The sequence below is a fragment of the Streptomyces sp. NPDC057253 genome (genome assembly GCF_042669125.1).
Taxonomy (GTDB): Bacteria; Actinomycetota; Actinomycetes; order Streptomycetales; family Streptomycetaceae; genus Streptomyces.
The window spans coordinates 65,327-90,141 of sequence record NZ_JBHUXV010000032.1 but is presented as its reverse complement, the minus strand read 5'-3'; the positions used below and the strand labels follow the sequence as shown (position 1 = coordinate 90,141).

Annotated in this window: 23 protein-coding genes and 1 tRNA gene; 14 read left to right on the top strand and 10 right to left on the bottom strand. The window is 72.8% G+C overall.

The genetic code is table 11. The features are described from left to right. Positions 1-314 precede the first annotated feature (314 nt). The 3 genes from ACFULQ_RS19795 to ACFULQ_RS19785 form a co-directional block, all read right to left on the bottom strand. Positions 315-1,781 carry a cellulose binding domain-containing protein gene (locus ACFULQ_RS19795; RefSeq protein ID WP_383545602.1) on the bottom strand — a complete coding sequence of 489 codons (1,467 nt, stop codon included), beginning with the start codon at positions 1,779-1,781 and terminating at the stop codon, positions 315-317. 74 nt (positions 1,782-1,855) lie between these two features. Continuing rightward, the gene (locus ACFULQ_RS19790; protein ID WP_383545599.1) at positions 1,856-3,265 is read right to left on the bottom strand and encodes a sensor histidine kinase; all 1,410 of its coding nucleotides are present in this window, start codon (positions 3,263-3,265) and stop codon (positions 1,856-1,858) included. Next, positions 3,262-3,951, bottom strand: a complete 690-nt coding sequence (locus ACFULQ_RS19785; protein WP_383545596.1) for a response regulator transcription factor — start codon at positions 3,949-3,951, stop codon at positions 3,262-3,264. The genes ACFULQ_RS19790 and ACFULQ_RS19785 overlap by 4 nt, the downstream gene beginning before the upstream one ends. Before the next feature lie 191 nt (positions 3,952-4,142). On the opposite strand from ACFULQ_RS19785, the gene ACFULQ_RS19780 reads away from it, so the two are divergent. Next, positions 4,143-4,649 carry a hypothetical protein gene (locus tag ACFULQ_RS19780; RefSeq protein WP_383545593.1) on the top strand — a complete coding sequence of 169 codons (507 nt, stop codon included), beginning with the start codon at positions 4,143-4,145 and terminating at the stop codon, positions 4,647-4,649. Positions 4,650-4,669: 20 nt separating this feature from the next. Here the strand turns inward: ACFULQ_RS19780 and ACFULQ_RS19775 are convergent, their stop codons facing one another. Both ACFULQ_RS19775 and ACFULQ_RS19770 read right to left on the bottom strand, forming a co-directional pair. After that, the gene (locus ACFULQ_RS19775; RefSeq protein WP_383545591.1) at positions 4,670-5,539 is read right to left on the bottom strand and encodes a spermidine synthase; all 870 of its coding nucleotides are present in this window, start codon (positions 5,537-5,539) and stop codon (positions 4,670-4,672) included. Positions 5,540-5,590: 51 nt separating this feature from the next. Continuing rightward, on the bottom strand, positions 5,591-5,941 hold the full coding sequence (locus ACFULQ_RS19770) for a hypothetical protein (RefSeq protein WP_383545588.1): 351 nt from the start codon (positions 5,939-5,941) through the stop codon (positions 5,591-5,593). A 265-nt stretch (positions 5,942-6,206) separates the two neighbouring features. Between ACFULQ_RS19770 and ACFULQ_RS19765 the strand changes: the two genes are divergently transcribed. Then, positions 6,207-7,613 carry a tetratricopeptide repeat protein gene (locus tag ACFULQ_RS19765; RefSeq protein WP_383545585.1) on the top strand — a complete coding sequence of 469 codons (1,407 nt, stop codon included), beginning with the start codon at positions 6,207-6,209 and terminating at the stop codon, positions 7,611-7,613. Positions 7,614-7,701: 88 nt separating this feature from the next. Here the strand turns inward: ACFULQ_RS19765 and ACFULQ_RS19760 are convergent, their stop codons facing one another. Then, complete coding sequence (locus ACFULQ_RS19760; protein ID WP_383545582.1) at positions 7,702-8,295, bottom strand: histidine phosphatase family protein; 594 nt, start codon at positions 8,293-8,295, stop codon at positions 7,702-7,704. A 209-nt stretch (positions 8,296-8,504) separates the two neighbouring features. Here ACFULQ_RS19760 and ACFULQ_RS19755 point away from each other — a divergent pair, with 209 nt between their 5' ends. The 8 genes from ACFULQ_RS19755 (at position 8,505) to ACFULQ_RS19720 (ending at position 15,043) form a co-directional block, all read left to right on the top strand. Then, complete coding sequence (locus ACFULQ_RS19755; protein WP_383545579.1) at positions 8,505-9,458, top strand: phosphatase PAP2 family protein; 954 nt, start codon at positions 8,505-8,507, stop codon at positions 9,456-9,458. Continuing rightward, positions 9,409-10,596 (top strand): hypothetical protein, encoded by a 1,188-nt coding sequence (locus ACFULQ_RS19750; RefSeq protein WP_383545577.1) that lies wholly within the window; start codon positions 9,409-9,411, stop codon positions 10,594-10,596. Before ACFULQ_RS19755 ends, ACFULQ_RS19750 begins: the two co-directional genes overlap by 50 nt. After that, positions 10,587-12,179, top strand: coding sequence for a hypothetical protein (locus ACFULQ_RS19745; RefSeq protein ID WP_383545575.1), 1,593 nt, complete (start codon positions 10,587-10,589; stop codon positions 12,177-12,179). Before ACFULQ_RS19750 ends, ACFULQ_RS19745 begins: the two co-directional genes overlap by 10 nt. Beyond that, positions 12,176-13,531: an AAA domain-containing protein gene (locus ACFULQ_RS19740; protein ID WP_383545572.1), complete on the top strand. Its 1,356-nt coding sequence runs from the start codon at positions 12,176-12,178 to the stop codon at positions 13,529-13,531. Before ACFULQ_RS19745 ends, ACFULQ_RS19740 begins: the two co-directional genes overlap by 4 nt. Continuing rightward, positions 13,519-13,671 (top strand): hypothetical protein, encoded by a 153-nt coding sequence (locus ACFULQ_RS19735; protein WP_383545570.1) that lies wholly within the window; start codon positions 13,519-13,521, stop codon positions 13,669-13,671. Before ACFULQ_RS19740 ends, ACFULQ_RS19735 begins: the two co-directional genes overlap by 13 nt. A gap of 194 nt (positions 13,672-13,865) precedes the next feature. After that, on the top strand, positions 13,866-14,237 hold the full coding sequence (locus ACFULQ_RS19730) for a hypothetical protein (RefSeq protein ID WP_383545567.1): 372 nt from the start codon (positions 13,866-13,868) through the stop codon (positions 14,235-14,237). A gap of 154 nt (positions 14,238-14,391) precedes the next feature. Continuing rightward, on the top strand, positions 14,392-14,979 hold the full coding sequence (locus ACFULQ_RS19725) for a bifunctional DNA primase/polymerase (protein ID WP_383545564.1): 588 nt from the start codon (positions 14,392-14,394) through the stop codon (positions 14,977-14,979). Then, positions 14,970-15,043 (top strand) — tRNA-Lys (locus tag ACFULQ_RS19720). Before ACFULQ_RS19725 ends, ACFULQ_RS19720 begins: the two co-directional genes overlap by 10 nt. Before the next feature lie 52 nt (positions 15,044-15,095). Here the strand turns inward: ACFULQ_RS19720 and ACFULQ_RS19715 are convergent. Beyond that, positions 15,096-16,349 carry a M6 family metalloprotease domain-containing protein gene (locus tag ACFULQ_RS19715; RefSeq protein ID WP_383545562.1) on the bottom strand — a complete coding sequence of 418 codons (1,254 nt, stop codon included), beginning with the start codon at positions 16,347-16,349 and terminating at the stop codon, positions 15,096-15,098. A 314-nt stretch (positions 16,350-16,663) separates the two neighbouring features. Here ACFULQ_RS19715 and ACFULQ_RS19710 point away from each other — a divergent pair, with 314 nt between their 5' ends. Next, positions 16,664-18,469, top strand: coding sequence for a putative bifunctional diguanylate cyclase/phosphodiesterase (locus ACFULQ_RS19710; RefSeq protein ID WP_383545559.1), 1,806 nt, complete (start codon positions 16,664-16,666; stop codon positions 18,467-18,469). Positions 18,470-18,488: 19 nt separating this feature from the next. On the opposite strand, the gene ACFULQ_RS19705 is transcribed toward ACFULQ_RS19710, so the two are convergent. Then, entirely contained in the window at positions 18,489-19,577 is a 1,089-nt protein-coding gene (locus ACFULQ_RS19705; protein WP_383545556.1) for an LLM class flavin-dependent oxidoreductase, read from the bottom strand. A 217-nt stretch (positions 19,578-19,794) separates the two neighbouring features. Between ACFULQ_RS19705 and ACFULQ_RS19700 the strand changes: the two genes are divergently transcribed. Further along, positions 19,795-20,055, top strand: coding sequence for a hypothetical protein (locus ACFULQ_RS19700; RefSeq protein WP_383545553.1), 261 nt, complete (start codon positions 19,795-19,797; stop codon positions 20,053-20,055). Between the two features lie 245 nt (positions 20,056-20,300). On the opposite strand, the gene ACFULQ_RS19695 is transcribed toward ACFULQ_RS19700, so the two are convergent. Beyond that, the gene (locus ACFULQ_RS19695) at positions 20,301-21,032 is read right to left on the bottom strand and encodes an aspartate/glutamate racemase family protein (protein WP_383545550.1); all 732 of its coding nucleotides are present in this window, start codon (positions 21,030-21,032) and stop codon (positions 20,301-20,303) included. Then, positions 21,029-21,853, bottom strand: a complete 825-nt coding sequence (locus tag ACFULQ_RS19690) for an aspartate/glutamate racemase family protein (RefSeq protein ID WP_383545548.1) — start codon at positions 21,851-21,853, stop codon at positions 21,029-21,031. The genes ACFULQ_RS19695 and ACFULQ_RS19690 overlap by 4 nt, the downstream gene beginning before the upstream one ends. Positions 21,854-22,125: 272 nt before the next feature. Between ACFULQ_RS19690 and ACFULQ_RS19685 the strand changes: the two genes are divergently transcribed. Continuing rightward, the gene (locus tag ACFULQ_RS19685) at positions 22,126-23,073 is read left to right on the top strand and encodes a D-2-hydroxyacid dehydrogenase (protein ID WP_383545545.1); all 948 of its coding nucleotides are present in this window, start codon (positions 22,126-22,128) and stop codon (positions 23,071-23,073) included. Positions 23,074-23,095: 22 nt separating this feature from the next. Continuing rightward, a complete protein-coding gene (locus ACFULQ_RS19680; protein WP_383545542.1) occupies positions 23,096-24,517 on the top strand; it encodes an amidase in 1,422 nt (473 codons plus the stop codon). Positions 24,518-24,815 lie beyond the last annotated feature (298 nt).

Here is a 24,815-nt window from a genome sequence, read left to right as displayed (position 1 = left end):
CCACTGCCACCGCAGGCACTCAGCAACGGCACACCCGCACCCGCGAGCAGAGCGGCACCACCCACACCCCGCAACAGACTGCGGCGGCTGGGCGAGGGGAGGGAGGACGAGAGGTCAGGCATGTGCGGCTCCTGGGGCAGGGGTCCGGTCACGGAGGGATTCGAAGACCGGTCGTAATCGACCAGAAATCAACTTGACCGAACACGGTGGCGTAATGACAGCCGTATGTCAGGTCAACCGTCAAGACCCTGCAGATCCCATTTGTCGAAACGTGACCGACACCTTTGCGCGCTGTCGCGCGTCCCATGGAATCGTCAGTTGTAGGCGGCGAACGCCTTCGAGAAAGCGAACGCGTCCTGCGTGACCGAGCTGCAGGTGGCGTCAGCGTAGTTCTTCGCACCGCCCACGCACTGTTTGTCACGCGTCGCTGACCACATCGACAGCGAACCGAGACCCTTCTCCTTGGCGAAGGCCACCAGCTGGGTGGCGTCCTCGACCTTGAAGATCTCCGAGGCCACGTCGTTCACACCGATCATCGGCGTGACCGCGACCGCCTTCCAGGCGGCGCTGTCGGACAGCCCCAGCACGCTCCTGAGCTGCGCCTGAGTCGCCGTGGCGGCCTGCTCGGCATACGTGCCCATGTCGCCGCTGTACGACGCCCCGTAGTCCATCGCCATGATGTTGACCGCGTCGATCCGCACGCCGTTGGACTTCGCGTCGGCGAGGAGGTTCACCCCGTCCTGGGTCAGGCCCTCGGGCATGACCGGCAGCGTGTAGGAGACGTCCAGGCCGGGGTGGCGCGTCTGGAGCTTCGCGATCGCCTGCGCCCGCCGGGTGTTCGCGGCCGTGTTCGGCAGCGCGCCGCCCTCCACGTCGAAGTCGACCTTGGTCAGGCCGTACGCGTCCACGACCTTCCCGTACGCCGTCGCGAGGGCGTCCGCCGAGGAGCAGGCCGTGGCGAGCTCCGAGCCGGAGGCGCCGCCGAAGGAGACCCGGACGTCGCCGCCCTTCGCCCGCAGCGCGCCGATCTGCGCGGCCACCGCGTCGCTCGTGAGGTCGGTCACCCCGCCCCACTTGGGTGTGCAGCCGCCGCCGTCGGTCACGAAGGCCAGGTTGTAGTCCTTCACGCCGGTGGCCGAGGCGCTCGCGAGGAGGTCGAAGGCGGGGTAGAGGGAGGTGTCGACGTAGGGGGCGAATCCGGCGGTGGTGCCGCTTCCCGTGCCGGTGCTCTGCGAGGGCGAGGGCGAGGCCGTGGGCGGGACCGTCGGGGTGGGCGTGGCGGTCGGCGTCGACGGGCGTGTGGCCGTGGGGGTGGGTGACTGCGTCGGGCGGCCGGTGGGTTCCGGGGTCGCCGTGCCGTCGGCGGAGCAGGCGGTGCCGTCGATGCGGCACCCCGTCGGATCCGCGGTGCCGTTGACGACGAAGCCGACGGTGACGGACTCGCCGGGCGCCAGTCCGTCGGTGTCCCACTTGGCCGAGGTCACGGTGACGTGCTGCCCGCTCACCGCCGACTCGGCGTTCCACAGCGAGCTCAGCCGCGTGCCCGACGGCAGGTCGAACTCCAGCTTCCAGCCCTTGTCCGCGCTGGTGCTGTTGTTGGTGACCACGTACTGCGCGGTGTAACCCGTCGACCAGTCACTGGTCTTCGTGTACGCGGCGCCGATCCCGGCCGCCTGGGCGGTACCGCTCACGAGGACCGCGCCGGTCCCCACCACGGCGGCGGCGACCACCCCGCCGATCACCTTGTTCCTACCGCTGACTCTGCGCCGATGAATGCTCATGGCGTGGCACGCTAGCGAGCCGGAAACGGGCAAATGACCTGATCAGGACGGGGGTTGAGGATCTTAGGGCGCGCTTAAGGAAGGGATCGGGATCGGTTAAAGGTCGAGACCAATCTGCCCGTACGGCGCCGGCGCACCCGGTGTCCCCGGCGCACCGGCTCCCGCCCGTCCAGCTGGATCCAGATCCGCACCTCGGTCCCGCCCAGCACCGACGATCCGATGCGTACGTCCCCGCCGGTCGACTCGGCGAGCCGGCGCACGATGTCGAGCCCGAGGCCGGTCGACCCGGCGCTGCCGGAACCCCGCCCGCGCGCCATCGCGGCCTCGGGGTCCCGGATGCCGGGGCCGGCGTCGGAGACGAGCACGATCACGGCGTCCTCGCCGTTGTGCACGTCGACCGCGAAGGCGGTGCCCTCCGCGGTGTGCCGGAAGACATTGCCGAGCAGGGCGTCCAGCGCGGCCGCGAGGTCGGCCCGGGCCACGGGTATGCGCACCGGCCGCTCGGTGCCGGCGACCCGCCACTTGCGGCCCTCGTCCTCGGCGAGCGCCGACCAGAACCCCATCCGCTCGCGGACCACCTCGGCCGCGTCGCACCCGGCGCCCGGCCCGGCCGCCGCGGTCTGCGGCTTGGCCTCTCGCGCGGTGCGGATGATGGTGTCGACCTCGCGCTCCAACTGCGCGACCGCGGCCCGCGTCTGCTCGGCGGCCGGACCGTCCCCGAGCGAGGCCGCGTTCAGTCGCAGCACGGTCAGCGGGGTGCGCAGCCGGTGCGACAGGTCCGCGGCCAGTTCCCTTTCGTTGGCGAGGAGTTGGACGACCTGGTCGGCCATGGAGTTGAACGCGACGGCCGCGAGCCGGAGTTCGGTCGGCCCCTCCTCCGGCACCCGCGCGCCCAGCTTCCCCTCCCCCAGTTCATGGGCGCCCTCGACGAGTTTCTGCGCGGGCTGCACCATCCGCACGCCGAGCCGGTCGGCGACCGCGACCGAGCCGACGACCAGCGCGATGCCGACGCCCGCGAGGACCGCCCAGGCGGTCGCGACGCCGTTGCTCACCTCGGCCTCGGGGACGTACACCTCGACGACGGCGATCTGGCCGGAGCTCAGCGCGACGGGCTGGAGCAGGGTGGAGCCGCCGGGCACCTCGGTGGTGGAGGCGCGGCCGAGCCTGCGCACGGTCGCGATGTCCTCCTCGGCGGCCCGCTGCCGCCCGATGTCGACGGCCTTCTGGTCGCTCCCGCGGTCGCCGTCGGCCGGTATGTGCACGGCCATCCCGGAGTCCGAGCCGGCCGAGGCGACGACCCGCTCCAGCTGGTCGCGGTCGGTGGTGATGGACAGGGCCGGGGCGACGGCGGCGGCCTGTCGCTCGGCGTTGGAGAAGGCGCGGTCGCGGGCCATCTCCTTGATGACGAGACCGAGCGGGATCGCGAAGGCGACCACGACCATGGTGGTGACCGCCAGGCAGACCTTGACGAGAGCCCATCTCATAGCGGCGGCTCCAGCTTGACCCCGACGCCCCGCAGGGTGTGGAGATAACGGGGTTGTGCGGCGGTCTCCCCCAACTTCCGCCTGAGCCAGGAGAGATGGACGTCGATCGTCTGGTCGTCGCCGTAGGACTGCTGCCAGACCTCCGCGAGGAGTTCCTTGCGGGGGACGACCACGCCGGGGCGGGCGGCGAGGAAGGCGAGCAGGTCGAACTCGCGGCGGGTGAGGTCGAGTCGGGCGCCGTCCAGCTCGGCCTGGCGGCGCAGCGGGTCGACGCTCAGGCCGCCGACCCGCAGCACGGTCTCCGGCGGGGCGTCCCCGCCGGCGGCACGGGACCGCCGTAGGACGGCGGCCATGCGGGCGGAGAGGTGCTCGACGGAGAAGGGCTTGGTGAGGTAGTCGTCCGCCCCGGCGTTGAGCAGGCGCACGATCTCCGTCTCGTCGTCCCGCGCGGTGGCGATGATCACGGGCACGTCGGTGATCCCGCGCAGCATCTTCAGGGCCTCGGAGCCGTCCAGATCGGGCAGACCGAGGTCCAGGATCACCACGTCGAAACGGAAATGGGCGACCTCGCGCAGCGCCTCCAGCGCCGTCCCGACGCTGCGCACGGTGTGTGCCGCGTCGGTCAGGTGCCGGATGAGCGCGGAACGAACGAACTGGTCGTCCTCGACCACGAGCACACTTGCCATGCGCCGCACCGTACGCGATTCGGGCGAGCCCGGTCGGGGCCTGTGGATACTGCGCCATTCCGGGGGACGACCCCCGGACCCCCGGCAGAAAGGCGAGCCCGCCCAGCCGACCTGCGAGGACATCGCGAGGCCGACTTGAGTAACCCCGTCCGGGTGCGGCCCGTGAGACGCGTGAGGCAGTATGGCGGGCGATGCGCAGAGGATTCGTACACGTACTGGCCTGGCTGCTCGCCACGGGCGCGGCGGTCACGCTGTCGTGGTGGGGTGTCCACACGGTCATGGCGGGCACGGCCTACGACCCGCCCCGCGCCCTGCCCATCGCGGCGGCCAAGGCGACCACGCAGGAGTCGAAACCGCTGGCGTCCCCGGAGCCGACCCCGACGAGGCGCGCGGCCCCTTCGAACAGCCCGTCGCCGACGCCGAGCGCCACGACCGCCCGGCCGACCCCCTCGAAGAGCCCTTCCCCCACCGCCTCCGGCCAGGTCAGGAGCTACGACACCGACGGCGGCCGGGCGGTCTTCGACCTCGGCGAGACCTCGGCGACCCTGGTCTCCGCGACTCCGGGCACGGGCTGGTCGATGCAGGTGTGGAAGACGGAGTCGTGGATCCGGGTGGAGTTCTCCTCGGGCGCGGACCGGGTGTCGGTGTTCTGCACCTGGCACGACGGCCCGCCACGGGTGGAGATCGGGACGTACTGACTCAATCAGGATGTAGCAACTCAGCGGAACACCGAGGGCGGTGGCGCCGGGGAGGCCACGGCCTTCGCGTCCGTCACGGGTACGGCCCCGCCGGTGAAGTCGAGGAGTTCCTTGCCGTGTTCGACGCGGCCCGGGTGCGGGTCGGAGGCGGCCCGGCGGGTCAGTTCCGCGACCGGCAGGGGGGTGTCGGAGGCGACCAGGACGGCGTTGCCGAAGCGCTTGCCGCGCAGCACGGTCGGGTCGGCGACCAGGGCGAGGTCGGCGAACCGGGCGGCGGCGGTGGCGATCTGGCCGCGGAGGTGGGCGAGCGGCGGTCCGTCGGCGAGGTTCGCGGCGTAGAGACCGCCCGGCCTCAGGGCCCTTCGGACCTCGTCGAGGAACTCGGTCGAGGTGAGGTGCGCGGGAGTCCTGGCGCCGCTGAACACGTCGGCGATCACGAGGTCGGCCCAGCCGTCGGCGACCTTGGCGAGCCCCTCGCGGGCGTCGACGGACCGCACCCGTATCCGCGCGGTCGGCTCCAACGGCAGCTTCTGCCGGACCAGTTGCACGAGGGCGCCGTCCCGCTCGACGACCTGCTGGGTGGAGCGGGGGCGGGTCGCGGCGAGGTACCGGGCGAGGGTGAGGGCGCCGCCGCCGAGGTGGACGGCGTGCAGGGGTCTGCCGGGATCGGCGGCGAGGTCGATGACGTGGCCGAGGCGGCGCTGGTACTCGAAGGAGAGGTGGCGTGGGTCGTCGAGGTCCACGTGGGACTGGGGTGCGCCGTCGATGAGCAGCGTCCAGGCGTGGGGGCGGTCCCGGTCGGGGATGAGCTCGGCGAGGCCGCCGTCCACCGGTTCCACGACGGGTTCGGGGGCCGCGCTGCTACGGCGAGAGTTCCTGGACTTGCCCACAAGGCCATTATCTGCGGCGGATGGTCGTCTCGCGTGCTGGGCAGGTCTCGGTCACTGGCAGTTGTCAGCGGCCTCGATCAACCGTGCCGCCTCGCCCAGTGCCGCTCTCAGCACTGCCGGATCCGTCGCCAGGTCGGTGTCTCCCGGTGGCAGCAGCCAGTCGGCGCCCTCCACCGGTGGCTCAGGAGCGAGCCGTAGCCCCCGGCCGTCCGTCTCCGTGCACGTACTGCCCGGCACGTCCCAGCCCGCCGCCGTGCCCGGTGGCACCAGGAAGCCCAGCGTCTCGCCGCCGTCGTCGTGCAGGACGGGTCCGACCGTCTCCCCCACCCCCCGCCGCAGGATGTCGACGGCCTCCAGGCCGTGTCGCGTCGGTACCGTGACCACGTCACAGCTGATCTCCATCGCGGCCTCCATCAAGGAACCCTCGTCCGACTCCAGGGGGTTCAACGCGCGCCCGCGTCAACGGCTACGGCGGAAGTCCGCCGCAAAGGATGGCAGTTCATGGCAGATCTCGGATGAGATATCCGGTTTGTAGCCAAACCCCGCGTGGCGACCCGGACACAGCCGGTACGTTCTTGCCCGCCGGAAACAGGGCGTCACACTGACAAACCAGTCAACTCGCCCCACCTCCGGCATGGTTCGACGGTTCGCACGAGAGGACCCGGCCATGGCGTCGTCACAGGTGACCTCGTCCCAGTCCCCCATGCCACCGCGGCCGAACCTCGCGTTCCGGCGCCTGCGCGGCCAGCGCTCGCCGGCCGAGTTCGCCGCGGCGGTACGGCGGGCCGCGCGCGAGATCGGCGAGCGGGTCAGCTGCGACGCGCGCTATGTGGGCCGCGTCGAGGCGGGCGAGATCCGCTGCCCCAACTACGCGTACGAACGGGTGTTCCTGCACATGTTCCCCGGCCGCACGCTCACCGACCTGGGCTTCGCGCCGCGCGCGACCGTACGCGGGCGCCGGGGGCGGGACGCGTCTGAGACGCCGGGGGCGTACGAGCCGTATGACACGCAAGACACGCAGGACCCTGACGAGACGTACGACAACTACGAGGAGAGCGACGTGCTGCGTCGCGCATTCATGACCGGCGGGGGCGCCACGGTGGCCGCCGCCTCACTGGGCCCCATCGGGCTCGCCGCCGACGCCACGGCCGCCGTGCGGCCGGTGCGCCGCGCCGGGGCGAGCGAGGCGGGTGCCCTGGAGGAAGCCGTCCGCAGGATCCGGTTGCTGGACGACCGGCACGGCGCGGACGGTCTGTACCGGCGCGCGGCGGCTCCACTGCGCGCCGCCTACGCGCTGCTCGACGCCGGCGCGACCCGGCAGACGACCGCCGACCGGCTGCACTCGGGCGCGGGTGAACTCGCCATCTCGGTGGGCTGGCTGGCGCATGACTCGGGGCGGTTCGACGACGCCCGCTCGCACTACGCGGAAGCCCTCGCGACGGCCCGGGTGACCGGTGACGACGCCCTGGAGGCGCACGCCTTCTGCAACACGGCCTTCCTCGCGCGCGACGCGGGCCGGCCGCGGGAGGCGGTGCGGGCCGCGCAGGCCGCGCAGCGGGTCGCCCGGCCGCTGGGCTCGGCCCGGCTGATGTCGCTGCTCTCGCTGCGCGAGGCGGGCGGCTGGGCGGGCCTCGCCGACCGCACGGGGTGCGAGCAGGCCCTTGCCCGCGCGCAGGCCTACTTCGAGCGCGGCCTGTGCGACGCGGACCCCGAGTGGATGAGCTTCTACGGCGAGGCCGAACTGGAGGGCCTGGAGGCGCAGTGCTGGTCCGCGCTGGGCGACTGGCGCCGGGCCGCCCGGCACGCGCGCCGGGCGGCGGATCTCCAGGACCCGCACTTCACCCGCAACATCGCGCTGTACACGGCCGAACTCGCCGACGACCTGGCCCGCGGCGGCCGGCCCGACGAGGGGGCGGCGGCGGGGCTGCGGGTGCTGGAGCTGTTGGGCGAGGTCCAGTCGTCCCGCATCCAGACCATGCTCGCGGGGACGGCGAGGGTGCTGCTGCCGCATCGGAGGGCGGCGGGGGTGTCGGCGTTCCTGGAACGCCACGCTTCAACGCCGAGGACTGCGTGACGGGGTGGTTCGTCGGCTGCGGCCCGGTGAGGGTTTTTAGGGGCGCGGGGAACTGCGCGAGAAGCCCCACCGGCTCGCGGCCGAACAGCTACCCCAGATGCCCCAAGTCGTTCCAGCTCTCAATCGCCGGCTCCCCGTAAGCCCACCCCAGCACAGACAAGGACGTCGGATTAAGCCGCACCCGCGCAGCGAAATCGATCGGCAACCCCAGCCACCGCGCCCCGATGGACCGCAGGATGTGCCCGTGGGCGAACACCAGCACATCCCGGTCCGCGGACTTCGCCCACGCCACCACCTCGTCCGCCCGCACAGCGACCTGCTCCAGCGACTCCCCCGAAGGGACCCCGTCCCGCCAGATCAGCCACCCCGGCCGCACCGCCTGGATCTCCTCCGGCGTCATGCCCTCGTACGCGCCGTAGTCCCACTCCATGAGCGTGTCCCAGGTGGCCGCCCGCTCCCCGAACCCGGCGAGTTCGCAGGTCTCACGCGCGCGTGCGAGGGGGCTGGTGCGGATCTCCACCCCGGGGAGGCCGTCGTACGGCGCCCGGTGCAGCCGTTCGCCGAGCAGCTTGGCCCCCCGTCGGCCCTCCTCCAGAAGCGGCACATCGGTCCTGCCCGTGTGCTTGCCGGACAGCGACCACTCGGTCTGTCCGTGCCGGGCGAGCAGGATGCGCGGTGCCATGAAGAAACCTTTCCGGGGGAAAACGGAGGCGGAACCCCTCCATCATCGCGCACCCTGTGGAAGGGCAACCCGACGGGCGATCTCTGCGTCTTGGAGGACCTAAGGCGCTGCGTGGGGGCACTCCACAAGGGCCCGCACATACGCCGTAAAGTGGCACGACCGGACGACGACCGCCGGAAGCCGCGCGAAACGAAGGGGGACAGGATCGGATGCCGCTGACCGAGACACCAGGCACCGAGGCAGTCCCGGACCCGCGGCTGCGGTGGTGGACCGAGCTGCCCCTGATCGTGCTGGTGTACGCCTGCTACAGCGCGGGCCGCCTGCTCGCCCGGGGCGACGTCGACGGCGCAGTCGACCACGGCCTGGCGATCCTGAAGGTCGAGAAGGTCCTCCATATCAACGCCGAGCACCCGCTGAACCGGTTGTTCACCAGTGAGGCGTGGATCGGTGTACCGGCGGACTTCTGGTACGCCTCGCTGCACTACCTGGTCACGCCCGCCATCCTGGTCTGGCTCTTCCGCTCCCGCTCCGCGCACTACCGCGCGGCCCGCACCTGGCTGATGACGTCCACCTTCATGGGCCTGATCGGCTTCACGCTGCTGCCGACCTGCCCGCCCCGCCTGCTGTCGGCGGGCCACGGCTTCGTCGACACCATGGCCCAGTACAGCTCGTACGGCTGGTGGGGCGGCGAGGCGAGCGCCCCGCGGGGCATGGGCGGCATGACGAACCAGTACGCGGCCATGCCGAGCCTGCACGTCGGCTGGGCGCTGTGGTGCGGTGTGATGCTGTGGCGCTACGGCGGCACGCGTACGACGAAGGTCGCGGCCGTCGCCTACCCGCTGATCACCACGATCGTGGTCATGGGCACCGCGAACCACTACTTCCTCGACGCGGTCGCGGGCGCGGCCGTGATGGGGCTCGGGTTCCTGCTCGCCCCGTACGTCAGCCGGGTCGCGACGCGCGCCACGGCGGGCGTCCAGGCCCGGATGAGCACCGTCACCGTCGCCTCTCGGGACGCAGAGCCCTCAATTGTCAGTGCCGGATGCCAGACTTCGGCGGGTGAGCACATTCCACGGCAGCGCGAGTCCCGGTTCGCAGGCGGAGCCGAGCCGAGTGCCGCTCCCACGGACGCGGGGGACGGCGCTCCGGCAGCGGCTCGCTGAGCTGCGCGGGCCCGAGGTACCGGCCAAGGCACTGGACGCCCGCGCCCTCGCGGCCCTCGCCGCGAACCCCGGGTGCAAGCGGCGCGCGATCCTCGACGGCGCCGGGGTGAACAAGACGGCGCTGGCGAGCGCGCTGGGCGCTCCGTCGGCCTTCGGCCAGTCGCAGTTCGCCCTGACGCGCGGCAATGCCTTCGAGGCGAAGGTCAAGGCGGACGGCGGCGCGGAGCTGCTGCGGCTGGTGCACGAGCGCCTGGACAGCGGCGCCGAGCCGCCCGCCGAGGCCCAGGTCCCCGACCTCACCGCGATCGGCCCCGAGGGCCGTACCGCGCGTACGGCCCTGGCCCTGCGGGAGGCGACCGCCGGTGCCTGGACGCTCCTCGACCACCCCATGCTCGCGCTCGACGTCGCCGGTTCGCCCGCCTTCCTGGAGCCGGACGCCGTGGTCGTGCACCCGGACGGCAGTTGGACCGTCGTGGAGATCAAGTCCTTCCCGATGCTGGACGGTTCGGCGGACCCGTCGAAGGTGGGCGCGGCCGCCCGCCAGGCCGCGGTGTACGTGCTGGCGCTGGAGGAGGTCGCGGCCCGCATGGAACCGGCGCCGAAGGTGCGCCACCGCGTCCTCCTGGTCTGCCCCAAGGACTTCTCCAACATCCCCACCGCCTCGGCCGTGGACATCCGCAAGCAGCGCGCGGTCACCGCCCGCCAGTTGACCCGCCTCACCCGCATCCAGGACATCGCCGACGCCCTCCCCGAGGGCACCTGCTTCGCCCCCGACCTGCCCGCCGCCGAGCTGACCGCGGCGGTCGAGTCGGTCCCGGCGACCTACGCCCCCGAGTGCCTGTCCGCGTGCGAACTCGCCTTCCACTGCCGCGGCCGCTCCCGCGCGGACGGCGCGGTGACCTCCCTGGGCCGTTCGGTCCGCGCGGAGCTGGGCGGTCTGACCACGGTGGAGGACGTCCTGGCGGCGGCCCGCGGCGAGATGGGGGATCCCGACGACCCGGCGGTGGCGGCGCTGCGGAGAGCGGCGCAGCTGCGGGCGGAGGCCCTGGGAACACGGCCTGAGGACCTGGGCACACGGCAGGAGGACCTGGGCGTGCCGGCGGAGGCTCAGGCGCTGGGGGTGCGCGCATGTCGCTGATCTCCACCCTGGCCCGCCTCGAAGCCGTCAGCACGGGCCGCGCCCAACCGGCCGCGACCGTGCGCCACCGCCACCTCTCCGAGCACCCGCTCGTCCTCGTCCCGCTCACCACCGCGGGCGAGGCCGGTGCCCCGCTCGGGGCGCTCGTGGGGACCGACCGGGACGCCCCGCACCTCCTGGTCGTACCGCAGCCGCGGGACCGGGACCTCAGGTTCGCGTTCCTGGCCGAGCTGGCGGACATCGTGCTGCCGTACGTCGACGGGTACGCGGCTGCGGTGGAGGCCGCCGAGCGCAACGAGACCGATCCGGAGACCGGCAAGCGCGTCAAGGTCGAGGTCGAGCTGTGCGCGGACGCCCCGCAGCTGATCCTGCCGAGCCGCGCGGGCATCGATTTCGTACGGCTGCTCGGGCGGTCGATGCGGTTTCGGCGTACGGCGGAGCAGGACCCGGAGACCCCCTATCCGGCCCCGCCCCGGGTGCCGTTGCTGGGCCGGTGGCTGACCCACTTCGGGGAGCGGGCCCGGGTGCCGGGTTCCTCGCTGCTGGCGGCGATGACGGACCTGCTGGCCCGGCACTGGTCCACCGGCCAGTCCACCCTGGAGGACCAGCACCTGGGCGCGCTGCTCGCGTGGATCGACCCGCCCGAGGACCGCTCCGGCGCCGAGGCCGCGTTGGAGGCCGAGCTGGCCCGGGACGCGCAGGGGCAGCTGCTGCACCCACCGGCCGGCCCGGCCACCGACCCGGCGTTCGACAACAAACTGCTCGCCCCCGCCTTCGAGCGCTACGACCGTGCGCGCATCGCCCTCGCCGCCGCCGAGGACGGTCTGGAGGCCGACGACCGGCTCGGTGCGCTCACCGCCGCCGAGCAGGAGATCCGCGCCCTTGTCCTGAGCCGGACGCGTCCCACCTGGGACGCGGTGTGGCGGGGCCTGGATCTGCTGCGGGCGCTGCCCGAGGGGGCGCATGTCCAGGAGCGGTGGACGCGCGACCGCTGGTCGTTCACCAGTCACCGGGACCGGGTCGTGGCGGGCGAGCCCCCGCAGCCGCGCCGCGACGACGCGGTCACCGCAGCCAACAAACTCGCCTCACGCGAGCGCGAACAGGCCCGCCTGGAGGCGCAGGAGGCGCTCGACGACCCGCTGGTGATGGCGGGGCGGCGGCTGGCCGGGGAGGCGTTCGCCGGGGAGGTCACCGACGTCGTGATGACGTACAGCGAGGGCAAGCGGCCGAGCCCGCGCCCACTGGTGACCGTACGGACGGACGACCGGCCGCATCTGGGTGAGCGGGCCAAGGTGTACCGCTCGCTGGGCGGGAAGCCGCAGTCGGCTCAGTTCGTGGGGTACGAGGAGGAGGGCGCCCTGGTCGTGCTCAAGATCCTCGACAAGATGGGGCGCGGCAAGGAGCCCGAGACCGGGTCGGTGCCGGAGAAGGGCGACCGCGTGTGCTTCACGCTCTTCGAGCACGAGCAGCGTGGCGGCGCGAAGCTGCCCGACCCGGAGGACACGCCCTGGACGCACGGCGGTCCGCCCGGTGAGGCCGTGCCGGAGACCGCCGATCCCGTGACCCCGGAGGACGTGCTGTGACCACCCAGGCTCCCCGGAGTCACGCGGCCTTCGACCCCGGCGCCGAGGCCGCGCGGGCCACCGACGCGATCCTGCGCGACACCCTGCACGACCCCCACCGCGGTGTCGTCGTGGACTCCCCGCCAGGCGCCGGCAAGTCGACCCTCGTCGTCCGCGCGGCGCTGGAACTGGCCGACGCGGGGCGCCCGTTGATGGTGGTCGCACAGACCAACGCGCAGGTCGACGACCTGGTCCTCAGGCTCGCCGAGAAGAACCCCGAGCTGCCGGTCGGGCGGCTGCACAGCAGTGACGCCGACCCGTACGACAAGGCGCTGGACGACCTGCCGCAGGTGCGGAAGTCGGCGAAGGCGGGCGATCTGACCGGGCTGCCGGTGGTGATCTCCACGGCCGCCAAGTGGGGGCACGTGAAGGTCGACGAGCCGTGGGCGCACGCCATCGTGGACGAGGCGTACCAGATGCGCTCGGACTCGCTGCTGGCGGTGGCGGGGCTGTTCGAGCGGGCGCTGTTCGTGGGTGACCCGGGGCAGCTGGACCCGTTCGCGATCGTGGGCAGCGAGCAGTGGGCGGGGCTGTCGTACGACCCCTCGGCCTCGGCGGTGACGACCCTGCTGGCGCACAACCCCGAGCTGCCGCAGCACCGCCTGCCGGTGTCCTGGCGCCTCCCGGCCTCCGCCGCGCCGCTCGTCTCCGACGCCTTCTACCCGTACACCCCCTTCCGCAGCGGCACCGGCCACGACGACCGCCGGCTGGCCTTCGCAGTCCCCTCGGACGGCTCGGGCCCGGACAAGGTGATCGACGCGGCGGCGGAATCCGGCTGGGGCCTGCTGGAGCTGCCCGCGCGGCACACTCCGCGCACGGACCCGGAGGCGGTGCGGGCGGTGGCGGCGGTCGTACGGCGGCTGCTGGACCGGGGTGGGGTGGCCACGTCGGAGCGCTCACCGGATCCCGCGCCGCTGACCGCCGACCGGATCGCCGTCGGCACGGCGCACCGGGACCAGGCGGCGGCCGTCCGCGCGGCGCTGGCCGACCTGGGCGTCAGCGACGTCACCGTGGACACGGCGAACCGTCTCCAGGGCCGCGAGTACGACGTCACGGTCGTCCTCCACCCGCTCTCCGGCCGCCCCGACGCCACCGCCTTCCACCTGGAGACGGGCCGCCTGTGCGTCCTGGCCTCCCGCCACCGCCACGCGTGCATCGTGGTGTGCCGGGCGGGCGTGAGCGACCTGCTGGACGACTACCCGTCGACGGAGCCGGTCCAGCTGGGGACGCTGGTGAAGTTCCCGGACGGCTGGGAAGCGAACCATGCGGTGCTGGCACGGCTGGCGGAGCACCGGGTGGCGTGGCGGGAGTGAGCGGCGATCCCCACCCCACCCGCCGGACGGAGTCCGGCCCGCCGCCGGAGGCGGCCGATGATACAGCCCCGGACGGCTGGGAGGCGAACCACGCGGTGCTGGCGCGGCTGGCGGAGCACCGGGTGGCGTGGCGGGAGTGAGCGGCGACTCCCACCCTCGGTACGGCTGGCGGAGCACCAGGTCTCCTGGAGGGGGTGAGCGGGAACATCGCCGGGGGCGTAGCGCTTGGTACCGCCGGAGGTGTGCCGCCCTCTTGCACGGGCGCGGGACAATGGACGGTGGCCCATGCACAGGTGGGCCGTCGGTACGGACGAGGTACGAGGAGGATGAAGACATGGCGGAGCCCACGCCGCGTCGGAACGAACCGCGGCTACGCCCCGCGCCCCTGCTGTTCGAGCCCGCGCAGGTGGCCGACGACCCGGAGCACTTCTTCGATCTGGAGTCGATCGACGACCCCCGCGCGCAGCTGACCCGGGCCACCGAGCTGGCGCAGGCGTTCCGCGCCGCGGCGGACCGTGCGGTCGAGTTCCAGGCGATGGCGGCGGCCCAGCTGGCCGACCCCCGGCGCTTCGACCGGCTCACCCCGGCGGACATCGCCGAGCGCGCCGAGTGGACCGAGGACTACGCGAAGAAGATGGTCGAGTACGGCCGCGATCTGCTGCGCGGTGCGGAGGGCGGCGGGCGCGGCCACGCCGACCCCGTCTGAGTCGGCGTCCCCCGCGGCGGCCGTAGCAGCCGTAGCCCCCGAGTAAAGCTTTGGCATATGCCAGGCGGGCAAGATACTCCCCTCCACCCTCCCCTGTCCCGGGTTCCCGCAACCCTCGGGAATCGCGCGCTCACGCCCGGTACCTGTAGATGACATGAGCACACGCGAGGAACCCTTCTCCGACCGGTTCGACATCTCGGGCGTCACCGCGGACGGGGCCGCCTGGCTCGCCTCGGCAGGAACGTATCCGCGCAGCACCCTGTCGTTGTGGGAGGAGCGGCCCACCGCCCCGGTGGTGCTGCCGTGCGGCACCGCCTTCGACGTGGTCAGCGCTCCCGTGATGTTCGGGCGCCGGATGCTGGACCGGCTGTGGGACGAGGGGCCGGGCTCGGGGCCGGTGGCGACACTGCGGGGTCGGATGCTGTTGTTCTCGGCGCCGGGTACGGCTCAGCGGCTGCCGTCGCTGCTGCGGTGGGAGGAGTTCGGACGTACGGGGGCGATCCCGCCGCTGCTGTGTCACGGCACGGGCGACGCGGTGACCGTCCCGGCCCCGCTGAGCGCCGCGAGCTCCGGACTGACCTCGCGCTGGCTGGTCGCCCCGGACACCCGCCACCCCTGGCTGCCGGGCCCGGAAATCCTGGTCTGGGCGGCCGTCCGCGCGGCCCGGAACGCCGTGCGGATTTCGATTTTTCCCCCGGCCGATCAGGATGCTAAGGTCTACGACGTCAGCAGGCGCCGCTAGCTCAGTTGGTTAGAGCAGCTGACTCTTAATCAGCGGGTCCGGGGTTCGAGTCCCTGGCGGCGCACCGACAGTGAAGGCCCCTCGCACGAGCGGGGGGCCTTTCGCGTACCCGGGGGTCATCCCGCCGTGATCTCCACATTCCACGCCCCCGACAATGTTCGGTCCGTCACCTTCAGGCGGACCTTTGTGTCCGGCACCGTGAAGCTCTCGCCCGTGTCCACCGGGGCGTCCGCCAGGGGTGGGTAGACGGAGTTTTCCCAGCAGGCCTCGGTGTGGGGGTGGGCGTCGATGACCTGGATGGGGCCGCCGCCGGACGCGGCGCCGCTGTGGACGCGGTAGATCAGGATGCCCTGGCGGCAGACCGCCGCGTCGTTGCCCACCGCGCCCCGCGCCTCGAAGGCGAGCGCGCTGTCGGCGCCGGTGCGGACCACCGCGAGCTTGGTGCCGCGGCCCAGGCCGAAGATGCCGGCGTTGCCGGGGCCGGTCTCCAGCGGCTCCAGCGTCAGGCGCCTCGGCTTCGGCCCCCGTACGCACGTCACCTGCCGCCGTTCCAGCCAGCCCAGCTTCCACTTGTGCCAGGCGAACAGGTCCGGGGCGAGACCGAACTGGCTGCCCATCAGGTCCCAGTCGCCGACGTACGTGTCCCAGTCGCCCTTGCCGTCCGCGGGCCGGTGATAGAGGTCCGGCAGGTCGAAGACGTGCCCGGTCTCGTGGGCCAGCACCAGCCGGTCCGGCGGGTGCTTCTCGAAGACGGTGACCACCCGGCGGATGTCCGTGCCGTCCGCCCGCAGCGGCACGTCCAGGTTGACGACCTTCGTGGCGTCCGAGTCGACGCCGGGCGCGTCCGGGTCGGCCACGAAGTAGACGACGTCGTAGCGGGAGAAGTCGACCTGAGGGTCGGCCGCGGCGAGCGCGTCACGGAGGTAGGCGGAGCGGTCGGTGGCGCTCCAGTCGCGCTGTATGGCGTACGCCGTCGACGGGCGCGGCATCCGGATCCAGTGCCGCAGGGGGTGCGGGTGCAGGGCGAAGCGGCCATAGGAAGCGTGTTCGAAGAAGCGGGTGGTGGCCGGGAAGTGATCGGCGGTCAGCTCGACGGGGCTGGTCAGGGGCGGGGCGTCCGGGAAGGAGAGGAAGACCATCACCGCGTCGAGGGCGCGGGCCGGGCGCGGATAGGCGCTGTTCCAGGTGTCCACGCCCTCCGAGTGGTGGGCGTCGGTGCGCTCCAGGGTGCAGGGCGCCGAGGAGAAGGGTTCGGCCGCCGAGGGTCCGGTGACGAGGGAGGTGGCGGCGAGGGCCGCCATGGTGGTGAACACGGCGGCGGTGCTGCGCAGTCGGGGGCGCGGAAGAGTGCGCGGAAACGGGCGCGGCAACAGGACCTCCGGGAACGGTTCACGGGATACCGCACCCAGCCTGTGTGGTTTTGCAGTAATACGCCCTGTTTATCTGCACCGGATGAGTGAGTTGGCGTGACCTGCCGGACCGGCCGACACCCCCGAATCGCTCACGGAACGTCACAACTGGTCCCGGGCCCGAAGAACCCGTCCAGCTGCGGGCAGAAACGATCTGCCAGAAGGGGTTGCCGGTCCGCGAGACTGGGCAATGGCTGGAAGGGCCTCAGGGCAGCCTCTATGATCGGCACACTTTCCTGCGCGGACAGCGATCGAGTGCACTGCGGGAGCTAGCGGTGAACGGAACGTCCGAAGGGCCGGCGCCCGCGGCAGACCTCGACGGGTCGGCCGTAACAGAGAGTGACATCACAACAGCTACCCGTACCGAGCCTCCGTCGCACCGTGCGGCCTTCGCGGCGGCGCCGCTGGCCATGGCGGTGGTGGACCGCGAGGGCACGGTCGTCGACGCCAACCCCGCCTTCGGCGAGCTGCTCGGAGCCGTACCGCGGGAGTTGACCGGGGCCGTGGCCGCCGATCTGGTGGACCTGAGCTCGGACTCGCGCACCTGGCACTCCTACCGCGAGGTGCTGCGCGGACGGCAGGCGAAGCTGCGCTGCAAGCGGCGGCTCAAGCATCCCGACGGTCATTCCATGTGGGCGCAGATCACGATCACGCCCCTGGCCGACGGCACGCCCGGCGTGCTGCTGTCCGTCGCCGACATCACCGCCCGGCGTGAACTCCAGGCGCGGCTGCGGCACTTGCAGATGCACGACCCGGTGACCCGGCTGCCCAACCGCACCCTGTTCTTCGAGCGGCTGACGGCCGCGCTGGAGCCGGAGTCGTACGAACAGGGCGGCACGGGCCGGATCGGGCTGTGCTACCTGGACCTCGACGGGTTCCAGGCGGTCAACGACACCCTCGGCCACCGGGTCGGGGACCGGCTGCTGGCCGCCGTCGCCGAGCGGCTCACCCGCTGCGCGGACGAGGCAGGACAGGGCCGGGCGACCGCTCCCCTGGTGGCGCGACTGGGCGGCGACGAGTTCGCGCTGCTGGTCGAGGACTCCACCGGCACCGAGCAGCTCGCCGACCTCGCCGAGGCCCTGCTGAAGGCGATCCAGGCACCCTTCGACGTCTCGGGGCACCGGATGTCGGTCTCCGCGTCGATCGGAGTGGTCGAGCGGCGGGCGGAGGGCACCTCGGCGACCGGGCTGATGCAGGCCGCCGACACCACCCTGTACTGGGCCAAGGCCGACGGCCGGGACCGCTGGACGCTCTTCGACCCCGAGCGCAACGCCCACCGCATGACCCGTCAGGCGCTCGCCTCCACGCTTCGCCCGGCCATCGAGCGCGGCGAGTTCCAGCTGGAGTACCAGCCGCTGGTGGGCATGGAGGACGGGCGGCTGCGCGGGGTGGAGGCGCTGGTGCGCTGGAACCACCCGCAGTTCGGGATGCTGACGCCGAATCGGTTCATCGCACTGGCCGAGGAGGACGGTTCGATCGTCCCGCTCGGCCGCTGGATCCTCGCCACCGCCTGCCGCCAGGCCCGGCAGTGGCAGCTGGACCACCCCGACGAACCGCCGATCTTCGTCAGCGTCAACGTGGCGGTCCGTCAGGTGTGGGACTCCGACCTGGTCGCGGACGTGGCGAAGACCCTGGCCGAGACCGGCCTCGCCCCGCACCTGCTCCAGCTCGAACTCACCGAGTCCGCGGTGATGGGCTCGGCGGGCCGTCCGCTCCAGGCCCTCCAGGCGCTGAGCGACATGGGCGTCGGCATCGCCATCGACGACTTCGGCACGGGCTACTCGAACCTCGCCTACCTCAGCCGGCTGCCGGTGTCGGTGCTGAAGCTGGACGGTTCCTTCGTGCGCGGCTTCCAGTACGAGGGTGAGGGCGTCCCGCCGAACCCGGCCGACGAGGTCGTCGTCGAGGCGATGATCCAGCTGGCCCACCGCCTGGGCCTGACCGTCACCGCGGAGTGCGTCGAGACCTCGGCCCAGGCCACCCGGCTGCGCCGCATCGGCTGCGACACCGGCCAGGGCTGGCTGTACTCGCGGCCGGTGTCGCCGGATCGTATCTCCGGGCTGATGGGCGCCCAGGTCTGAGGGGCAGACCGGCTGAGGGTCAGGCCGTCGGCAACCCGTAGGCGTCGGCGATCAGTTCGTAGGAGCGCAGGCGTACGTCACCGCTGTGGGCGTTGCCCGTGAGCATCAGCTCGTCGGCGCCGGTGCGCTTGTGGAGGTCGTCGAGGCCGGCGCGGACCTCGTCGGCGGTGCCGTGGATCACGTTGGCGTTCCAGGAGTTCGCGAACTCCTCCTCCATCGGGCTGAACTCGTAGGCCTCCGCCTCCTCCGGGGTGGGGACCAGGCCGGGGCGGCCGGTGCGCAGCCGGATCATGTTGAGGGCGGCGGCGCGGACCTGGCGGCGGGCCTCCTTCTCGTCGTCGGTGGCGAGGGCGGAGACGCCGATGAGGGCGTACGGCTCGTCGAGGACGGCGGAGGGGCGGAAGGACTCGCGGTAGAGGTCCAGGGCGGGGATGGTGTTCTGCGCCGAGAAGTGGTGCGCGAAGGCGAAGGGCAGGCCGAGGGAGCCGGCCAGCCGGGCGCTGAAGCCGGAGGAGCCGAGCAGCCAGATCGGCGGGCGGTGCGGGGACTGGACGCCGCCGGGCGAGGTCGCCTGGATCGGGCCGGGCACCGCGTGGATACGGCGGTAGGGGTGGCCGTCCGGGAAGTCGTCGTCCAGGAAGCGGATCAGCTCCATGAGCTGCTCGGGGAAGTCGTCGGCGCCCTCGTGCAGGCGGTCGGTGCGGCGCAGGGCGGCGGCGGTGGCGCCGTCGGTGCCGGGGGCGCGGCCGAGGCCCAGGTCGACGCGGCCGGGGGCCATCGCCTCCAGCGTGCCGAACTGCTCCGCGATCACCAGCGGGGCGTGGTTGGGGAGCATGACGCCGCCCGAGCCGAGCCGGATGCGGGTGGTGTGGGCGGCGAGGTGGGCGAGGATCACCGCGGGCGAGGAGGACGCCACGCCCGGCATGGAGTGGTGCTCGGCGACCCAGTAGCGGTGGAAGCCGCGGGACTCCGCGAGCCGCGCGATGGCGACGCTGGTGCGCAGGGCGTCGGTGGCCGTGCGGCCGGCGCCGACGGTGACCAGGTCCAGGACCGAGAGCGGTACGGGGGCGGTGCCCTCGGCAGTACCTCGGATCTCGTCTTCCGCCACGGTGGGGTGCCTCCTGCTCGTGAGCCGTGCGCTGTCGTCCTGGCGACAACAGGAGACTGTCCCCGGTTATTCCCGGACGCGGTCGCGCCTGTCCGTGGCTCCGGGTCTCCGGTGTCCATGGAGCCCGGGCTTCCACATCCCGTCCGGCGCCCGCCGCTTGCCGCAGGGGCCCCCGGGTACCCAGAGCGCACCACCTCACAGACCGGAGGGATCGCCCATGACGAGGGAGAACACCTCGGGCCCGTCGGAGCTCGGGCCGCTCGAACCCGGGACCCGGCAGGAAGCCCAGCTGTCCATCCGTATCGCCGACATCGCCTGGACCGCGCTGAGCGTGGTGGCCGCCCTGTGGGCCGTCCTGGCCTCCGTCGACGCCGTCCGCGGCACCGGCTCGTGGGGCTACTGCGCCGCGGCCCTGATCATGCTGGCCCTGGGCCTGACGATGCGACTCCGCTCGGTCCGCCGTCGGTCCCGGATGTGACGGAAGCCGCGCGGGACGGGACGGGCCGGGCACGCGGATGCGGGGAACCTCGGATCCGGCAGGCGACAGGGCTCCGGGCGAGCATGCGAGAGGAACCCGGCACGGGACGGGACAGGAAGCCGGCACCGGATGTGACGGCCCGGTGCGGGATGTGACGGGGCTCCCTCGCGCAGGCGGTAGGGATCCGGCCATGGCCGGCGGTCGGTCATGGCCGGACCCCCACGTCCCGCGTTCACGCCCCGGTCTCACACCTGGACGATCGGCTCCTTCGTGAACAGGGCGCCCAGGGACGGTGCGTTGACCCTGCGGTCCGTCAGGCGGAGGGCCTCCCAGACGGTGACCTGGTTCGCCGTGAGGACCGGCTTGCCGAGGTCCTTCTCCAGGGCCGGGATGTGGGTGGCCGTGTGCAGGGCCGTGTCCGGGAGGAGGACCGCCTCGGCATCCGGCGAGTCGGCCTCCCGGGCCAGCGTGAAGACCTCCTCCTCGCCCCAGGTGCCGACCTCGGCCGCGGTGATGATCCCGGCGCCGCGGACCTGGCGGACCTCGATCCCGCCCGCCCGCAGGAACTCGGCGAACAGTCCCGCCACGTCGTCCGGGTAGGTCGCCGCGACCGCCACCCGCCCGGCGCTGATCTCCTTGGCCGCGTGCACGAAGGCGAAGGAGGTCGAGGAGGCGGGCAGGCCGGCCGTGACGGCCAGGGTGCGGACCTGCTCGTGGGCGCCCTCCCAGCCGTGGACGAAACTGCCGCTGGTGCAGGCCCAGACCACGGACTCGGCGCCCGACATGCGCAGTTGCTCGACGCCCGCGGCCAGCCGCTCGGGCGAGCCCATCTCGCGCAGGGCGTCCACGCGGTGGGCGTCCGTGCCGATGTCGGTGTGGACCACGTCCAGGCGGATGTCGCTGCCCAGGAGCTGCTCGATGCGTGGATAGTCGTCCTCGGCGGAGTGGCCCGGGTAGAGGAATCCGAGAGCGGTCATGTCCAGCCTTCCTGCTGCTGTTCTCCGTCCGGCAGTCCCCGGACTTCCGGCAGACCCGGAATCTCCGGGCGCACGGGACCGCTCCGCGCCGCCGGATCGATCAGCGCCTGGTACGGTCCCACGGCTCGGGTACCCAGTCGGCGCAGCGCCGCCCACATGGTCACCTGGTTGGCCGAGATCACCGGTATGCGCAGCTCCGCCTCCAGTTGCGGGATGACGTCGTACGTCGGCAGGTTGGTGCAGCTGATGAACAGGGCCTGGGCGTCGGCCCGTACGGCCTTGTGGGCCATCTCGGAGACCTGGCGGTAGGGCACCTTCCAGATGTGCCGGGTCAGCCCCATGTAGGCGCACCCGGTGACGGAGACGCCCGCTTCGGCGACGTACTCCTCAAGGGACCGCGTGACCGAGACCGTGTACGGCGTCACCAGGGCGACCCGGCTCACGCCGAGCTCGGCGAGGGCGTCCAGGAGGGCGCCGGAGGTGGTCAGGGAGGGGACCGCGCCCGCCCTGGTCATGGCCGCGCACATGGCCCGCTCCCCCGCGATCCCGCCGACGAAGCTGCCGGAGGTGCAGGCGTAGGCCACGACCTCGGGGGTGACGGCGTTGATGGTGCGCACGGCCTCGTGCAGGGTCTCGTGCTCGCTGACCAGCCGGGCCAGGTCGAGGCTGACCTCGACGGGGACGTACGGGGTGCGGGTCAGATGGAGCGAGATCTCCTCGGGGACCCAGCGCCACAGCTCGCGGTCGAGCGCGAAGTCGAAGGGGGCCACGACACCGACACCGCGCTGCGGGCGCGGGCCACCGAGAAAGGAAACGTCCATGGCGATGACCGGCCTCACGGTGAGAGACGGGGGGACAGCGGAACGTGCGCAACGCCCGTGTTGACGAAGGTAGGTTCGGGTGCGAGCGTGGTCAATCCGCCCATGTCACGCCCACGTCACACCGAAACAGCCCCCGGTGTTTCCGCCCACGTCAGACGCTCGGCCGCGCCGCGGAAACCGGCGGAAAAAGGTCGGCCGACCCGCATGAATATGCAGAAACCGCCCGTGCGGCTCTCGTGACCCGCGCGGTTCTCCGCAGAAACGGTGCCTCGATGTCCGTCCCCACCCTTCTCGTCCTCGACGCCGACCCCCCTCCGCGGCTCGGCAGGCTCACCGGCCGGGCCCGGATCGAGCACGCGGACGCGACCACGCTCGCCGAGCGGCTGCCGTCGGCCGATGTGCTGCTGGTCTGGGACTTCGCCTCGACCGCGGTGCGGGACGCGTGGCCGGGCGAGGGCCCGCGGCCGCGCTGGGTGCACACGGCGAGCGCGGGCGTGGATCACCTGATGTGCCCGGAACTCGTCGCCTCGGACACCAGGGTGACCAACGCGCGCGGGGTCTTCGACCGGCCGATCGCCGAGTACGTCGCCGCGCTGGTGCTGACGATGGCCAAGGACCTGCCCCGGACGCTGGAGCTCCAGCGGGAGGGCGTGTGGCGGCACCGGGAGTCGCAGCGGGTGGCCGGCACGCGCGCGTGTGTCGTCGGGTCGGGGCCCATCGGCCGGGCGATCGTCGCCACCCTCAAGGCGCTCGGCATCACCACCGCGCTGGTCGGCCGTCGTTCCCGCACCGGGATCCACGGCCCCGACGACCTCGACCGGCTGATGGCCCGCGCGGACTGGGTGATCGCGGCCGCCCCGCTCACGGACGAGACCCGGGGCATGTTCGACGCCCGCCGCTTCGGGATGATGCAGCCCTCCGCGCGGTTCATCAACATCGGCCGGGGCCAACTGGTCGTGGAGGAGGCCCTGGTGGAGGCGCTCTCCAAGCGGTGGATCGCCGGCGCGGCCCTCGACGTCTTCGACACCGAACCGCTGCCGCCGGACAGCCCGTTGTGGCACGTCCCCGGTCTGATCGTGTCCCCGCACATGAGCGGCGACACCGTCGGCTGGCGGGACGAACTCGCAGCGCAGTTCGTGGAGATGTACGAGCGCTGGGACGCGGGCAGGTCTCTCGTGAACGTGGTCGACAAGCAGCGCGGGTACGTGCCAGGGCACTGAACGCCGAGCGGAGGGGCAGCAGATGCAGGACCTCACCGGACTGACCGCCGTACAACTCGTCGAGGGGTACCGCAGGGGGGAGTTCAGCCCCGTCGACGCGACCCGGGCGGCGCTCGACCGGGCCGCGGAGATCCAGCCGGAGGTGAACGCCTTCGTGCGCCTGAGCGGTGAGGAGGCCCTCGCGCAGGCCCGCGCGTCGGCGGACCGCTGGCGGCGCGGGGAGCCGTCCGGCGCGGTGGACGGCGTACCGGTCACGGTGAAGGACATCCTGCTGATGCGCGGGACACCGACGCTCAAGGGCTCCAGGACGATCGCGGAGAGCGGGAGGTGGGACGAGGACGCCCCTTCGGTGGCGCGGCTGCGGGAGAGCGGCGCGGTGTTCCTCGGCAGGACCACGACACCGGAGTTCGGCTGGAAGGGCGTCACGGACTCGCCGCTGTCGGGTGTGACCCGCAATCCGTACGATCCGACGCGCACCTCGGGGGGCTCCAGCGGGGGCGCCGCGGCGGCCGTGGCGCTGGGCGCGGGGCCGCTCGCGCTCGGCACGGACGGGGGTGGCAGTGTCCGTATCCCGGCCGCGTTCTGCGGGATCTTCGGCCTGAAGCCGACGTACGGCCGGGTGCCGCTGTACCCGGCGAGCGCCTTCGGCACGCTCGCCCACGTGGGCCCGATGACACGGGACGCGGCCGACGCGGCCCTGCTGCTCGACGTGATCGGGGTGCCGGACTCCCGCGACTGGTCGGCGCTCGGCCCCGCGGCCGGTCCGTACTCCGCGGCTCTGGGGGGCGGGGTGCGGGGCCTGCGGGTCGCGTACTCGCCGTCCCTCGGCGGCCAGGTGGCGGTCCAGCCCGGGGTCGCCGCGGCGGTACGGCGGGCCGTGGAGCGGCTGGCCGGACTCGGGGCGTACGTCACCGAGGCCGACCCCGACTTCGCCGACCCGGTGGACGCCTTCCACACCCTGTGGTTCAGCGGGGCGGCCCGGGTGACCCAGCATCTGGGGCCGCACCAACGGGAGTTGCTGGACCCGGGTCTCAGGGAGATCTGCGCCCTCGGGGCGAGGATGAGCGCGCTCGACTACCTCGCCGCGGTGGACGTCCGGATGGAACTCGGCCGCCGCATGGGCCGTTTCCACGACTCCTACGACCTCCTCGTCACCCCGACCCTGCCCCTCACGGCGTTCGAGGCGGGCGCCGAGGTCCCCAAGGGCTCAGGCCATCAGCGCTGGACCGGCTGGACGCCCTTCACCTACCCCTTCAACATGACCCAGCAGCCGGCGGCGACCGTCCCCGTCGGCACGGACGCCGACGGCCTGCCGGTGGGCCTCCAGATCGTCGCGGCCCGACACCGGGACGACCTGGTACTGAGGGCGGCCCACGCGCTGTTCGAGGCGGGGGCGGCGGGGATCCGGCCGGGGGCAGCGAGCGGCGGGCACGGCGGGAGTTGACGCCGGGGCCGGTGGATGGTGAGCACTAGCCCGGCTGGCGGTGAGCGCCAGGCCTGGTGGGCGGTGAGCGCCAGGCCGGCCGGCAGTGAGTACCGGGCGGGCTGACGGTGAGGGCTGGGGCCCGTGGGCGTTGAGCGCCAGGCCCGGTGGGCGGTGAGCGCCAGGCCGGCCGGCAGTGAGTACCGGGCCGGGCTGACGGTGAGCGCCGGGCCGGTGGGCAGTGAGCGCCGGGCTGGTGGGCAGTGAGCTCAGGACCCGGCGGACGGGAGCGCGGGGCCCGGCGGACGGGTGAGCTCCA

Bases quoted from the DNA above. Each gene is read 5' to 3' on its own strand.
- ACFULQ_RS19785 (WP_383545596.1), bottom strand. From the start codon at position 3,951: ATGGCAAGTGTGCTCGTGGTCGAGGACGACCAGTTCGTTCGTTCCGCG.
- ACFULQ_RS19760 (WP_383545582.1), bottom strand. From the start codon at position 8,295: ATGGCACCGCGCATCCTGCTCGCCCGGCACGGACAGACCGAGTGGTCG.
- ACFULQ_RS19700 (WP_383545553.1), top strand. From the start codon at position 19,795: ATGACGAGGGAGAACACCTCGGGCCCGTCGGAGCTCGGGCCGCTCGAA.
- ACFULQ_RS19770 (WP_383545588.1), bottom strand. From the start codon at position 5,941: ATGGAGATCAGCTGTGACGTGGTCACGGTACCGACGCGACACGGCCTG.
- ACFULQ_RS19685 (WP_383545545.1), top strand. From the start codon at position 22,126: ATGTCCGTCCCCACCCTTCTCGTCCTCGACGCCGACCCCCCTCCGCGG.
- ACFULQ_RS19780 (WP_383545593.1), top strand. From the start codon at position 4,143: ATGCGCAGAGGATTCGTACACGTACTGGCCTGGCTGCTCGCCACGGGC.
- ACFULQ_RS19765 (WP_383545585.1), top strand. From the start codon at position 6,207: ATGGCGTCGTCACAGGTGACCTCGTCCCAGTCCCCCATGCCACCGCGG.
- ACFULQ_RS19725 (WP_383545564.1), top strand. From the start codon at position 14,392: ATGAGCACACGCGAGGAACCCTTCTCCGACCGGTTCGACATCTCGGGC.
- ACFULQ_RS19690 (WP_383545548.1), bottom strand. From the start codon at position 21,853: ATGGACGTTTCCTTTCTCGGTGGCCCGCGCCCGCAGCGCGGTGTCGGT.
- ACFULQ_RS19695 (WP_383545550.1), bottom strand. From the start codon at position 21,032: ATGACCGCTCTCGGATTCCTCTACCCGGGCCACTCCGCCGAGGACGAC.
- ACFULQ_RS19680 (WP_383545542.1), top strand. From the start codon at position 23,096: ATGCAGGACCTCACCGGACTGACCGCCGTACAACTCGTCGAGGGGTAC.
- ACFULQ_RS19790 (WP_383545599.1), bottom strand. From the start codon at position 3,265: ATGAGATGGGCTCTCGTCAAGGTCTGCCTGGCGGTCACCACCATGGTC.
- ACFULQ_RS19755 (WP_383545579.1), top strand. From the start codon at position 8,505: ATGCCGCTGACCGAGACACCAGGCACCGAGGCAGTCCCGGACCCGCGG.
- ACFULQ_RS19795 (WP_383545602.1), bottom strand. From the start codon at position 1,781: ATGAGCATTCATCGGCGCAGAGTCAGCGGTAGGAACAAGGTGATCGGC.
- ACFULQ_RS19730 (WP_383545567.1), top strand. From the start codon at position 13,866: ATGGCGGAGCCCACGCCGCGTCGGAACGAACCGCGGCTACGCCCCGCG.
- ACFULQ_RS19745 (WP_383545575.1), top strand. From the start codon at position 10,587: ATGTCGCTGATCTCCACCCTGGCCCGCCTCGAAGCCGTCAGCACGGGC.